The 13,164-nt window shown below is 73.7% G+C and carries 10 protein-coding genes; 6 read left to right on the forward strand and 4 right to left on the reverse strand.

The annotated features are described in order from the left end of the window. Positions 1-27 precede the first annotated feature (27 nt). Positions 28-4,461 carry a WG repeat-containing protein gene (locus tag HJC40_RS45985; RefSeq protein WP_249997727.1) on the reverse strand — a complete coding sequence of 1,478 codons (4,434 nt, stop codon included), beginning with the start codon at positions 4,459-4,461 and terminating at the stop codon, positions 28-30. A gap of 745 nt (positions 4,462-5,206) precedes the next feature. Between HJC40_RS45985 and HJC40_RS01240 the strand changes: the two genes are divergently transcribed. The 4 genes from HJC40_RS01240 to HJC40_RS01255 all read left to right on the forward strand — a co-directional run bounded on the left by HJC40_RS01240 (position 5,207) and on the right by HJC40_RS01255 (position 9,263). After that, positions 5,207-5,434, forward strand: coding sequence for a hypothetical protein (locus tag HJC40_RS01240; protein WP_249997728.1), 228 nt, complete (start codon positions 5,207-5,209; stop codon positions 5,432-5,434). Positions 5,435-6,713: 1,279 nt separating this feature from the next. Then, entirely contained in the window at positions 6,714-7,493 is a 780-nt protein-coding gene (locus tag HJC40_RS01245; RefSeq protein WP_249997729.1) for an ABC-2 family transporter protein, read from the forward strand. Continuing rightward, entirely contained in the window at positions 7,486-8,286 is an 801-nt protein-coding gene (locus tag HJC40_RS01250; RefSeq protein ID WP_249997730.1) for an ABC transporter permease, read from the forward strand. Before HJC40_RS01245 ends, HJC40_RS01250 begins: the two co-directional genes overlap by 8 nt. Continuing rightward, positions 8,283-9,263, forward strand: coding sequence for an ATP-binding cassette domain-containing protein (locus HJC40_RS01255; RefSeq protein ID WP_249997731.1), 981 nt, complete (start codon positions 8,283-8,285; stop codon positions 9,261-9,263). Before HJC40_RS01250 ends, HJC40_RS01255 begins: the two co-directional genes overlap by 4 nt. Positions 9,264-9,324: 61 nt before the next feature. On the opposite strand, the gene HJC40_RS01260 is transcribed toward HJC40_RS01255, so the two are convergent. Further along, complete coding sequence (locus HJC40_RS01260) at positions 9,325-9,879, reverse strand: helix-turn-helix domain-containing protein (RefSeq protein WP_249997732.1); 555 nt, start codon at positions 9,877-9,879, stop codon at positions 9,325-9,327. Positions 9,880-9,945: 66 nt separating this feature from the next. On the opposite strand from HJC40_RS01260, the gene HJC40_RS01265 reads away from it, so the two are divergent. Both HJC40_RS01265 and HJC40_RS01270 read left to right on the forward strand, forming a co-directional pair. Further along, a complete protein-coding gene (locus HJC40_RS01265) occupies positions 9,946-10,632 on the forward strand; it encodes an AzlC family ABC transporter permease (RefSeq protein ID WP_249997733.1) in 687 nt (228 codons plus the stop codon). Further along, positions 10,632-10,940, forward strand: coding sequence for an AzlD domain-containing protein (locus tag HJC40_RS01270; RefSeq protein ID WP_249997734.1), 309 nt, complete (start codon positions 10,632-10,634; stop codon positions 10,938-10,940). Before HJC40_RS01265 ends, HJC40_RS01270 begins: the two co-directional genes overlap by 1 nt. Before the next feature lie 404 nt (positions 10,941-11,344). Here the strand turns inward: HJC40_RS01270 and HJC40_RS01275 are convergent, their stop codons facing one another. Next, the gene (locus HJC40_RS01275; RefSeq protein ID WP_249997735.1) at positions 11,345-12,097 is read right to left on the reverse strand and encodes a hypothetical protein; all 753 of its coding nucleotides are present in this window, start codon (positions 12,095-12,097) and stop codon (positions 11,345-11,347) included. Between the two features lie 237 nt (positions 12,098-12,334). After that, a complete protein-coding gene (locus HJC40_RS01280) occupies positions 12,335-13,117 on the reverse strand; it encodes a trans-aconitate 2-methyltransferase (RefSeq protein ID WP_249997736.1) in 783 nt (260 codons plus the stop codon). Between the last annotated feature and the right edge of the window lie 47 nt (positions 13,118-13,164).

Raw genomic sequence — 13,164 nt, forward strand, 5'->3', positions numbered from 1 at the left:
CGACACTATGCCCGCCCCGCGCAGCTTTCAGAGGACGGGTCGGGTCGCCTCGATCAACTTGTCGATCTCGTCGAGCACGTCCGCCCGTTCCCGGTACTTCAGCTCGACCAGCGGCGCGCCCTGGCGGTCCAGCGCCCCCCACAGCCCGAACCGGTCGGCCACCAGGAAAGCGGCCGGGTGGATCAACAGGGCGGCGTGGACCGGCTGCACCAGCAGCTGACCGGTGCGGTCGACCACCCCGTACACCTCGCCCGCGTCCACGACGGCGAGGCCCTCCTCGGTGAAACCGTCCACCGGCTCGCCCGAGGCCAGCATCGTCGCGAACGCCTGGTAGTGCGGCTGCACGACGATCCGGGTGTGCTGGTCGACCGCGCCCCAGCCGCCCCGCCGCACCAGCGCCAGCCCGTTGTGGAACGGCCGCGCGTCCTCGAACGCGCCCGGCACGATCACCCGGTTCTGCTTGTCGATCGCGTGCCAGCCACCCGCGTCGTCGCGCGAGACCCAGGCCAGCCCGTCGGCGAACCGCCCGGCCGCCCGATACCCGGAGGACGCGTCGATCAGCAGCGCGCCGGACTCGTCGATCAGCTCCCAGGCGGGCGCTTCGGGCCGGCGCACCCAGGCCACACCGTCCGCGAACGGCTGCGCCTGGGCGAACCGTGCGGGCAGCAGGCCGGGATAGCCGAACAGCCCGGACTCCTCGTCCCGCACCGGCCGCGCCGGCGTCGTCTCACCGAGGATCTCGGCCCGGGTGCGCGGATAGGGCCCCCACCCGTCCACCGCCCGCCCGGTGATCGTGTCCAGCGCCAGCTCGATCCGCTGCACCAGATCCGGGTCGGCGCCGTTGCGCAGGTCCAGGGCGCCCTCGAGGTGGTTGACGGCCTCCAGGTAGCGCCCCTGCTCGAACGCCGACCGCCCGGCCAGCTCGTGCATCTCGGCGCGCAACCGGGCGGGCAGCTCGGCGGTGTTGGTCTTCGCGTAGATCCGGTCGGCCTCGGCGTAGTCGCCCCGCCACTGCAGGACGTGCGCGAGCCGGGCCCGGACGGTCGCCGTACGCACCAGCTCGCCGGCCGCCTCGGCATGCGCCAGAGCCGCCCGGGCGTCGTCCAGCGCCGGGTCGAGATCCTCGAGCAGCCGGGACGCCACCGCCCGGAGGCTGAGCAGACGGGCCCGGTCGGCGTCCCGCTCGGCGTACTCCAGCTTGTCGGTGAGCCGGTCGATGACGACCCACATCGGCTCGTCGTCCTCGATCTGCTCGCGCAGCGTCTGCGGATCGTAGGTGACCGGGTAGGCGGCCAGGATCTGCTCCGGGTCGGTGCGCCGGTTGCGCGGGTCGGCCCGCTGCTCCCGGCGCTGCCGGATCGGTTCCACGTCCTTCCCGTACGCCGGGGAGCCGACGGCCGGGGAGCCGGTGCTCGCCGCATCGGCGTGGTCCTCGTCGTCGGCGACCGTGCTTTCGGGCCGGGTCTCCGCGGAGGGCGTGACGGTGTGGGCTTCCGCGGTGTCGGTGTCCGTTCGGGGCTCGCTCGAACCGTCCGGGTCGTCGACCGGCTCGGCCACGGATGCGGCTGCGCCGGCGTGGTTGCCCGTCTCGGCGGCGTGCGGTTCCGGATCGGACGGGGCAGTCGGCTCGGCGGAAGCGGGTTTCTCCCGGTCGCCCGGCTCGGTCCGCTCGTGAGCCGTCTCGGTGTCGTCGGCCCGGGGTGTCTCGGCGTTGTCAGAGCGGACGGTGGCGGTGTCGTCGGGCCGGGCTGCTGTCTCGGCGTTGGCTTCTCGGAGCGTGTCGGGCTCGGCCTCGGGGGAAGTGGCGTGGGGCTTGGCCGTGAGCGCGGGTGGCGCGGTCGGGGCTTCGAGTTCGGCGGCTCCGTGCTCGGGGTCCTCGATGAGCTCCGCGTCGACGATGTCGTCGTCGTCGGCCGCACCGGCGGCGTGCACGACTACGGGCTTCCGGGCGTCCCGGTCGAATTCGATGAGCTCGACCTCGATCGGCTCGTCCTCGTCGTAGACGTCGGTCGCCTCGGTCGAGAACCGTGCGGCCGGCTCGTCCTCGTCAGCTCGGTGGCCGGCGTGGTGCTCCGAGATCTCGACGAAGTCAGGGTCTGCCGGGGGCGAGGTTGCCGCCAGGGGCTCGTTCGGGTTCCGAGGGGAATGGGCCGAATTGTCATCCGAGGCTGTGCGGTCTTGAGCGTTCGCGGCAGTCGCCGAGTGGGCACCGAAGAGGGGTGTCGGCTGTGCCGTCTCGAACTCTGCCGGGCCGGGCTGCGCCGAGACGGGCTGCGCTGACGTGGGCTGGGCCGAGACGGGCTGCGCTGACATGGGCTGCGCCGAGACGGGCTGCGCTGACGTGGGCTGGGCCGAGACGGGCTGCGCTGACATGGGCTGGGCCGAGATGGGCTGCGCTGACATGGGCTGCGCTGAGGTGGGCTCTGGGGGAACCGGACGGGGGCCGACGGGCTCCGGCGCGAGGGGCTCGGGGGCGAATGGCGTTGGTGGGGACCGGTGCGCTGACGTGTGCTGGGCCTGGGCGGGCTGCGCCGCGGCCGGCTCGTCGAATGCAGGCTGCACAGGGTGGGAGCCGGCGGGGGGCGCGGGGGCTGCGACGCGCTGGGTGACGATCGCCTGGACGGCGATCGGCTCGTCGTAGTCGGCGTAGGGCAGGTCGGCGTAGGGCGTCTCTGCTCCGGTGCCGGTCGCTTCCGGGGTCCTAGATGCCGCTGGGCGGTCGATGTCGCCGGTCGGATCGTCCAGGTCGGACGGGGGAGTGCCGGGACGGCGCGGGACGATGATGGGCAGCGCGCCGGACGGGACAAACCAGTCCTGCTTCTCGGGCACGGCGCTGGTCGGGCGGACCTCGTCGATGAGAGGTGCGGCTGACGTCTGCGCTGCGGTGGGCTGGTCCGAGGTGAGCTGGGCTGCAAGCGGAGGCCCAGCGGACGTGGACGCGCTGTCTGTGCCGGCCGCAACGTGGTCGGCCGACACCGGCTGCGAGACGACTGGCTCGGAGGCCGGCGGCTGGATGCTGCCGGCATCCGCGGGCGTCGGCTGGAAGTCGACGGGCTGCGCGGATGTCGGTTGAGGGCCGGCGGTCTCCGCGGACGTCGGCTGGGAGCTGGCGGTCTGTGCGGCGACCGGCTGTGCGCTGACGGGCTGCGCGGATGTCGGCTGGGAGCTGACGGGCTCGATAGCGGCCGGCCAGGCGCTGACCGGCTGCGCGGAGATCGGCTGCGCGGAGATCGGCTGCGCGGACACCGGCTGCGCGGACACCGGCTGCGCGGACACTGGCTGCGCCGAGATCGGGTGCGCAGAGACTGGCTGCGCGGACACTGGCTGCGCCGAGATCGGGTGCGCAGAGACTGGGTGCGTAGGGACGGGCTCGTTGGCGCTCGGCCGGGGGTCGACCGATTCAATGGCGGCGGGCCAGCCGCTCACGGGCTGCGCGGCGGATGGTTGGGCGCTGACGGGTTCGCTGGTGAAGGGGTGCGCACCCGCGGGTTCGACGGGAGGTCTGGGGCCGGCGGGCGAGAACCCGGGCTGGGCTTGGACGTGCTCCGACCTGGACCGGTCGGCGACCGGGGCGGTGTCGGGCGGGGTACTCACCGAGCCTGCCGCTGCGGGCGGCCAGGAGCTGACCGGCTGAGCGTCCGGAGCCGCGCTGATCGGCTGGCCGGGGCCGGCCTGCTGCGTCTGGGCGGGCGTCGTGGTGACCGGCTGCGTGGGGGCGGGCTGGGCACTGACCGGCTGGGCACTGACCGGCCATGCACTGACGGGCTGGGCACTGACAGGTCGGGCACTGACGGGCTGGGAGCTGACGGGTGCTGGGGAGCTGGGCTCCACGATGGGTTCGATGACGACCGGGTGGGCGACCGGCGACCCGGTGATCGGCTGGGGGATGGGCGGCGGCAGGGGAGTCACCGCGCCGAGGCCGCTCTGCGAGAGCAACCAGCCCAGGCCGTGCGGCTCGTCGTCCTCTTCGGCGGGGGGCGGCGGAGGCCCGGCCGACGAGATCGGCACCGCCGAGGCGGGCCGCGGGTCGTGGGCGGCGGCGTCGCGATTCTTCGCGGTGTCCCAGATGGACCCGCTTCGGCCGGCTTCCGGCTCTTCGGCGGTGTCGGGGCGCGGCTCGGTCATGGCGCTACCCGCCGAGGACTGCGGCACGGACCCGGCCGGCGACCCGGAAACGGAACGCGGCAGGTCGTCGGCGTTGTCCCACCCAGCCGTCGCGGTCCGGCTCTCCGGCACCGGATAGGGCGGCGCGGTGACCGGATCGACGGCGTCGTCACCGGAGTGGGCGGTCGGCGCGGACGGGTAGCTGGTCGCCTGCTCGCCGGCCTCGCCCCGGCGGGGGCTCGCGTCGGGCTGGTGATGGTGCATGGCGCCGGGCCGGCCGGAGTCGTCGCCCGCGGCGGGCGGGGCGGAATCCGGCTGAGCCTGCGGCCGCTCGGCCGAGGCCGGCCCGGCCGACACGGGGTGGGCCTGCTCCGAGTGCCGGCTCGGATCCCGCTGACCGGGCGCTGGGTGCGGCGTCGAAGGCTGAACGGCCGTCGGTTCCCGATGTGCGGGCTGACCCGACGTCGGCTCCCGATAGCCAGGCTGGGCCGACGGGGGCTGTGCGTATCCGGGCTGCGCTGACGTCGGCCTTGGATATCCGGATCGGTCCGAAGGCGGCTGAGCGTGTGCGGGCTGGCCCGAGGTTGGTTGTGGATATCCGGGCCGGTCCGAAGGCGGCTGGCCGTATCCAGGCTGGCCCGAGGTCGGCTTGATGTATCCGGGCTGGCCTGAGGTCTGCTGCGGGTAGGTAGGCCGCGTTGACGACGGCTGTGGGTGTGCGGGTTGGCCTGACGTCGGCTGCGAGTATCCGGACCGATCCCACGATGGCTGTGTTTGCCCGGACCGGTCCGACGGTGGCTGTGTTTGCCCGGACCGGTCCGACGGTGGCTGTGTTTGCCCGGACCGGTCCGACGGTGGCTGTGTTTGCCCGGACCGGTCCGACGGTGGCTGTGCTTGCCCGGACCGGTGCGACGGTGGCTGGGCGTACCCGGAGCGCGGCGGGGTCGGCTCGGGGCGGTCCTGCTGGTTCGACGCGGGCTGCCCGTAGGTGGGCTGTGTCGGCTCGGGCCGGCCGTCGGCCGGCCGGCTGTGGCCGGGCTGGACCGGCACACTCGCGGGGCGCGCGGCGGGCTGGGGCGTGTGCTGGGAAGACGAGTGCTGGGTGAAGCCCGAGGATGGCGCCGCCGCCGTGCTGGATGCCGGAGCCGACACCGGTCGCGCCGGCGTGGGGATCGGCCGGCCGGGGGAGTCCGGATACGTCGCGGGCGGCGCCGGGCGGGAAGGCGTGACCCGGGTGGGCTGCGGCGCCGGGCGGGCCTCGGCCGGCGTGCCCCGCGTCGGCGGCGCCGGGCGCAGCTCGAACGGGGTGTCCTCGCGCCCGTCACGCTGACCGGGCGCCGGTCGCGGGTCCGGGCGCGACGGGAAGGCGTCGGCCGGGGCGGGCCGGGCGCTGCCGTAGACACCGGTGGCCGGTGAGACCGGTCGGTGGTCGTCCCGCTGGTCGTCGGACGCCTGCCGGCGCCCGTAGTAGGGGCCGGGCGCCTGCTGCCGGGCGGCGCCGTAGACACCCGGCGAGGCCGGACCGCCCGGCGAGGACGGCGCGTTCGGCGATGGTGTCGCACGAGGCCCGGACGAGTCCGACGGCGTCTCCGGGCGGCCCGGTGACACGGGCGCCGCGCTGCCCCGGCCCGCCGGCGGGTAGGAGCCGGCCGCAGACTCGTGGTCGGGACGATGCTGAGGTGATCGCGGCGTGGAGTCGCGCTTCTGGGCCTCGCGGAACTGCACGGCGTCGCGGTAGGAGCTGCCGGACTGAGTCTCGGACTGACGACCGTAGACCGGCGCCGACCCCCGGCGCTGCTCGGGAGCTGTGCCCCGCGAGCGCTGGTCGTCGCCCCGCTGCTCGGGAGCTGTGCCCCGCGAGCGCTGGTCGTCGCCCCGCTGCTCGGGAGCTGTGCCCCGCGAGCGCTGCTCGTCGCCCCGCTGCTCGGGAGCCGCGCCCCACGAGCGCTGGTGGTCACCCCGTTGCTCGGGGGCAGCACCCCAAGAGTCGCCCCGCTGCTCGGGCCGAGCACCGCCGGGCCGGTTCCACAGCGGCTCCTCGCGGCGCGACTCGGCGCCGGATCGGCCCTGCGGCTCGCCCGGCCGTGCCGCGGGCGGGTAGCCGTCGCGCCCACCGTGGGCCGGGTCGTGTCGCGAGCGCGGATCGGCGTACGGGGAACGGGTCTGATCGTCCGGCCCGGGATCGTCGGCCCGGTCCGGGGACGCCTCGTAGACCGGCGTGTGCACGGCCTTGCGCCGCCCGGGACCGCCGGGATAGCGCTGGCCGGGCTGCGGCTCCCACTCCCAGGTGATCTCGTAGACCCAGGCCGGCTCGTCGCCCCAGCCGTCGCCGCCCAGAGAGCTCCAGCCGTTCATCGGGCACCCAAGGCCTGGCCCGGCGTCTGGCGGCGCTCCGTCACGGCGAACTTCCACTTCTGGTCGAGAACTGCGTGTCGAAAGAGGCGCGGTGGTCGTCTGGCGACTTGAGTAGAATCGCCCGGCTCCACCGCAGGGTCTGGCACTGAGAATCAGAGAAGGAGATTAACGGCGTGGACGCGCTTGACGCCAGCGTGCCGACGATCTCTCCCGGTCGTCCGTTCCGCGCCTCCGTCACTACTTTCCGTGCGTTGATGGGGTCGGGTTTCCGCCGCTACGCGACCTATCGGCAGGCCACCGTCGCCGGAACGTTCACCAACATAGTCTTCGGCTTTCTTCGCTGCTACGTGCTGTTGGCCGTCGCGGCCGGAACCGTGGGGGCGACGGCCGGCGGATACGACGCGCGGCAGCTCGCCACCTTCGTCTGGGTGGGCCAGGGGTTACTCAACGTGGTCGGCCTGTGGGGCTGGGTCGACCTGTCGGAGCGCATCCGGACCGGGGACATCGTGGCCGACCTGGTCCGCCCGGTCTCGCCGGTGATCGCCTACCTCGCGGCTGACCTGGGGCGCGGTGGCCACGCGCTGCTCACCCGGGTGGGGCCGCCGGTGCTCGTCGGCGCCCTGTTCTTTCCGCTGGCCACGCCGTCGCGATGGCTCACCGCGCCGCTTTTCGCAGTTTCTGTGCTCCTGGCCGTCGTCGGCTCCTTCGGCTGCCGCTATCTGGTGAACGCGACCGCCTACTGGCTCGGCGACGCCCGTGGCCCGCTCGTGTTCTGGACGCTCGGCTCGGGGGTGCTCGCCGGCCTCTACTTCCCGTTGCGGCTGCTGCCGGACTGGCTCGCGGTCACCCTGTGGGTGGCGACCCCGCTGCCGGGCCTGCTGCAGACGCCGCTCGACGTGCTGGTCGAGCGGGACCCGCCGGCCCTGCAGGTGGGGCTGGTGGCGCTGCAGGCGGTCTGGGCTGTGATCATGCTCGCGCTGGCCGGGTGGGTGCAGCGCCGGGCCGAGCGGCGGCTGGTGGTGCAGGGTGGGTGAGCTCCGGGCGTACGCGGCGCTGTTCGGCGGACGGCTGCGCTCGGCCACGGCGTACCGGGCGTCGTTCGCCGTCGAACTGGTCACCAACGCGGCCGGCACGGCGATCGACGTGGCCACCGTCTTCGTGTTCTATCGCACGGCGGCGGTGGTGGGCGGTTTCACGCTGGACGAGGCGCTCCTGATGACCGGGATCACCGCGTTCGCCTTCGTGCTGGCCGACCTGACCGTGGGCAACATCGACCAGCTCGAGACGTACGTGCGGACGGGGCGGCTGGACGCCGTGCTGGTGCGCCCGCTGGCCGTGTTGCCCCAGCTGGTGCTGGCCGACCTGCCGCTGCGCAAGCTGATGCGGCTGGCCGTGGGGCTCAGCGTGCTGGGAGTGGCCCTCGCCCGCAACGACATCGACTGGACCGCGGGACGGGTGCTGCTGCTGGTCACCGCTCCGATCAGCGGCGCGGTCCTCTTCGGGGCGATCTTCGTGCTGAGCGCGGCCACGGCGTTCTGGTGGGTCGACTCCGGCAAGCTCGGGCACGGCTTCACGTACGGCGGTCGCGACTTCACCTCGTACCCGATCACGGTCTACGGCTCGTGGTTCCGCACGCTCTTCGCGTACGGCCTGGGTTTCGGGTTCGTCAGTTATCAGCCGGCGCTGACCCTGCTCGGGCGGGCCGACCCGCTCGGGCTGCCGGCCTGGGCGGGCTATCTGTCGCCGCTGGTGGCGCTGGCCGCGGTGGGCGTCGCGGCGGTGGTCTGGAGGTCGGGCGTGCGGCACTACCGGAGCACCGGCTCATGATCGAGATGCGTGATCTGAGCAAGACCTTCACCGTACGGGTCAAAGCCGGGCGCCTGCGCCGGGAGAAACGCACGATCGCGGCCGTCGACGGGGTGAGCCTGTCGATCGGGCGGGGCGAGATGGTCGGCTACATCGGCCCGAACGGCGCCGGCAAGTCGACCACGCTCAAGATGCTGACCGGCGTGCTCACCCCGACGAGCGGCGAGGTGTCGGTCTGTGGTCTCCGGCCGGTGCCGCAGCGCACGGCGCTGGCGCTGCGCATCGGCGTCGTCTTCGGGCAGCGCTCCCAGCTGTGGTGGGATCTGCCCCTGCGCGACTCGTTCCGGCTGCTCAGGGCCGTCTATCGGGTGCCGGCGGCCGAGCATGAGGCCCGGCTGCGCCGCTGCTGCGAGCTGCTCGACCTGGACGGCTTTCTCGACATTCCGGTACGGCAGCTGTCGCTGGGCCAGCGGATGCGGGGTGAGCTCACGGCCGCGCTCCTGCACGGGCCCGAGGTGCTGTTCCTCGACGAGCCGACGATCGGGCTGGATGTGGTGAGCAAGCAGGCGGTGCGCTCGTTCCTGGGCGAGCTGGGGCGTACCGGCGACGTCACGCTCGTGCTCACCACCCACGACCTGGCCGACATCGAACGGCTCTGTCACCGCCTCGTGGTGATCGACCACGGCCGCGTCGTCCACGACGGCACGATCGAGCAACTGCACGCCCGCTACGGCTCACGCCGCCGGTTGGTCGCCGACCTGGACTCCCCGCTCCCACCCGGTTTCGTCCTGCCCGGGGCCACGATGACCGGGACCGAGGCCGACGGCCACCGGGTGACCTTCACCCTCGAGTCGATCACCGCCGGGGCCGCCGTCGCGGCACTGGTCACCGCCGCGCAGGTGCGTGACCTCTCCGTCGTCGAACCGGACATCGAAGACGTGGTGGCCCGCCTCTACACCGACGGTCGAAGCGCCGAGGGTCGAAGCGCCGAGGGCTGAGGCGCGGGCGGGCTCAGGCGCGGGCGGGCTCAGGCGCGGGCGGGCTCAGGCGCGGGCGGGCTCAGCGGTGCTCCATGACGAGGACCGCCCAGGCCGGTTCGAGGGCCTCGTAGTGATGCGGGACGTCGCCGGGGAAGGTGATGTAGTCGCCCGGGCCGAGGTCGACGGTGTCGCCGTCCGGTCCGGTGCGCAGGCGACCGGCCCCCACGACGAGGTGCTCGACGCTGCCGGGGATGTGCGCGGCGGCGGCGCGGGCCTGTCCGGGCTGAACCTCCATCACGTAGATGTCACGCCGGGTGTGCTGCGATCCGGCGGCGAGCAGAGTGGCCACGAAGTCGGCCTGATCGGCCCGCAGGCGCGGCCCCTCGCCGGCCCGGACGACCCGCACCTGCGTCTCGGGCGGCTCGACCAGACGGCTGAACGGCACCCCGAGCGCGACGCCGAGCGACCACAGCGTCTCGATGCTGGGGTTGCCGGTGGCCGCCTCCAGCTGGGACAGGGTCGACTTGGCCAGGCCGGCCCGGCGGGCCAGTTCGGCGATCGAGATGCCGGCCCGTTCGCGCTCGCGGCGCAGGGCGGCGGCGATGGTCGCCAACGGGGGCGACGGCTGCTGCATGTTCACTCCGTCGATCGTTCCGTTCGATTTGACGAACGCCAGTGACATCGTTCAGTATTTCAAACCATGCGTACGATACAGCGAACGCATCCGTTCGACCGGAGGCAGATCCGCGACGCCGCGGCCATCGCGGCCGCCATGGTGGCGGTCGGCGCCTCGTTCGGAGCGATCGCGATCGCGTACGGTGTGCCGACCTGGGTGCCGTTCCTCATGTCCACGGTTGTCTTCGCCGGGGGCGCGCAGTTCCTGGCCGTCGGCCTGATCGCGGCCGGCAACCCGATCGCCGCCGTCCTGGCCGGCCTGCTGCTCAACGCCCGCCACCTCCCGTTCGGCCTGGCCATCGGCAGCACGATGGGCACCGGCTGGCGGCGGATCGTCGGCAGCCACCTGATGACGGACGAGGTCGTGGCGTTCACGCTGGCCGAGGACGACCCGGCCCGCCGCCGGCGCACCTACTGGCTGATGGGCCTCACGCTGTTCACCTCGTGGAACGTGGGAACGCTGCTCGGCGTGCTGCTGGGCTCGGCGGTCGGCGACTACGAGGCGCTGGGCCTGGACGCCGCGTTCCCGGCCGGCCTGATCGCGCTGATCCTGCCCTCGTTGCGCGACCGGGCGACCCGCGTCGTCGCCCTCACCGGCACCGCGATCGCCGTGGCCGCGACTCCCGTGCTGCCCGCCGGCCTGCCCGTGCTGTGCGCCCTGCTGGGTCTGCTCACCCTTGTCCGCTTCGGCCGTCGTCATCGGGAGGCCTGATGTTGCTCGCCGCGATCCTCATCCTGGGCGTCGGGACCTACACGATGCGTCTCGGCGGCATCGTGCTGCGCGACCGCCTGACGCTCTCGCCGGCCTGGCAGCGCCTGCTCCCGATGGCGGCCGCCGCGCTGCTGGCCGCCCTGGCCGGCACCGCCGCCCTGATGTCCGGCAGCAGCTTCGCCGGCCTGGCCCGCCCCACGGGTGTGGCGGTGGGCGCGCTGCTCGCCTGGCGTCGGGCCCCCTTCGTCGTGGTGGTCGTCGCAGCCGCCGCCGTGGCCGCCCTGCTCCGCCTGGCTGGCGTCGACTGAATCGCCGCCGGCAACGCGGCAGCCCGGCGTCGGCAAGGCGGCAGCCCGGCTCCGGCCAGGCGGCAACCCGACTCTGGCCCCCGGTCCGACGCCGACGCCGACGCCGACGCCGGCCCCCGGGTCCGGCTCCGGCTCCGGCCCCGGTCCGGCTCCGGCCCCGGTCCGGCTCCGGTTCGGCTCCGGCCTCGGTTCGGCTCCGGCCTCGGTTCGGCTCCGGCCTCGGTTCGGCTCCGGCCTCGGTTCGGCTCCGGCCTCGGTTCGGCTCCGGCCTCGGTTCGGCTCCGGCCTCGGTTCGGCTCCGGCCTCGGTTCGGCTCCGGCCTCGGTTCGGCTCCGGCCTCGGTTCGGCTCCGGCCTCGGTTCGGCTCCGGCCTCGGCCCGGTCCGGCCCCGGCCCGGGCGCGCCCTAGTCGGCCAGCAGCTTCCGGATGCCGTCGGGCACCTCGATGACCTCGGCGGCGCCCGGCCGGGCGATGGTGACGGGCTTGCCGAGATCGGAGAACTCGGCCGTCTCGGCATAGGTCGGCAGCGTGACCGTCAGCGAGGTCAGATAGCCCTGAGCGTCCACCGAAGCCTTGTACGGCACGGACTGTGACAGGCCGCCGTTGCCTCGCAACTGCTCGGCCGTCGCCGGCAGGAGACCCCGGGACACCCTGGCCGGCGCCTCGGTCAGATCGAGCCGACCGGTGTAGGCGCCTTCAGCCGTCCGCGTCGCGGCGGTCATCGTCGCTGACAGACCCTTGAGCCCGGCGGGGTCGAACGGGTCGCCCAGGTGCACCAGGGAGGCCCGGGCAAACTCCGACGCCGGGAACCGGATGAACTTCGCCGGGTCGAGATTCGGCAGGTACGTCTTGCCCAGCGTCATCCACGCGTCGTCCCCGACCACCCGGATCCGGGACTCGGTGGTTTCGCCGTCCGCGCTGGTCGTGGCGGTCAGGGCGAGCCCCTTGCCGGCCGGGTCGGTGTCGCCGGCGACCTCGACGCCCGGAGAAGTCAGCGACACGTGCGCCGGCACTCCGGCGGTCTTGACGGCCGCGGCCCGGACCTGCGCGAGCGGGTCACCGGCGGGCGGCGCGGCGGTTTGACCGCTCGGGTCGCTGCTCGAGTCACAGCCCGCTGCGGCCAAGGCCAGCAGGCTGACGAGTATCGCTCTGAGCACCACGGCCGAACCCCCCGGTTCATCGAAGACCGGGGCAGACTACCGAGGATCGGCGAGGGCCGAGCGCCCCCTGTGGACAACTCTGTCCACAGTCCCAGCGGACGGCGCCGCGCCGATGTCGAGCAGCGCGCGAGCGCGGCCCGCCGACTTCAAGCAGCGCGCGAACGCTGCCCGCCGATGTCGAGCAGCGTGAACGCTGCCGCGCGGGGGAGCGCAGTGCCGAGTCGCCGGATGGGCCTATCGGCGGGCCAGCCAGACCGTGCGCTCGGTGCGGACAGTGAGATCGTCGCGGGCGGGCAGGCCGGTCACCAGCCGGTCGAAGGCGGCCAGATCGGCCGGAGACAGGCGGTCCTCCAATTGGTGGCGCATGCGGGCCAGGGAGACCTCGGCGTAGCGGGCAGTGGTCGCCGCCGGGGGCTTGAGGGCGATGTCGAAATGCCGTTCGGTGACGCCCGTGAAGCCGGCCCGGGTGATCTGCTCGCCCCAGTTCTCGTGAAAGTGAAGCCCGGCCTCGTGTCGGAGCTTGTCTCCTTCGGTCTGGACCAGGTCCTCGAGGGCGGCGTCGGCGGTGCCGGTCAGGAAGCGGGGGAACGAGTTCAGCTCGGCGATCACCAGCAGTCCGCCCGGCCGCAGCGCGGCGTGGGCCGAGGCGAGCGCGCGGGCCGGGTCGGCCATGTGGTGCATCGACGAGGCGGCCCAGATGACGTCGGCCGGGCCGAAGTCGGGCCACGGCTGGTCGAGGTCGGCCTCGACGGTGCCGATGCGATCGCCCAGCCCGGCGGCCTCGGCCCGGGTGCGCAGGTGGGCCAGCATCTCGGGGGAGACGTCGACCGCGGTGACGCGCGAGCCGGGCAGCTCGCGGGCCAGGGACAGCGAACCGGTGCCGCTGCCGGCGCCCAGGTCGATGACGCGCGGCCGATCGGCGGCCTCGCGGCCGACCCAGGTGATCAGGTCGTGGTGGTATTCGTGCAGGACCTCGGCGTCCAGGTCGAGTATTTCGATCATGTGGTTGTGAGCCATGTCCCGACGCTAGCCGCCGCTTGCCGGAAACGCATAGCATCTTGCGT

The organism is Actinoplanes sp. M2I2 (assembly GCF_023544445.1).
In the GTDB taxonomy this organism is placed as follows: domain Bacteria; phylum Actinomycetota; class Actinomycetes; order Mycobacteriales; family Micromonosporaceae; genus Actinoplanes.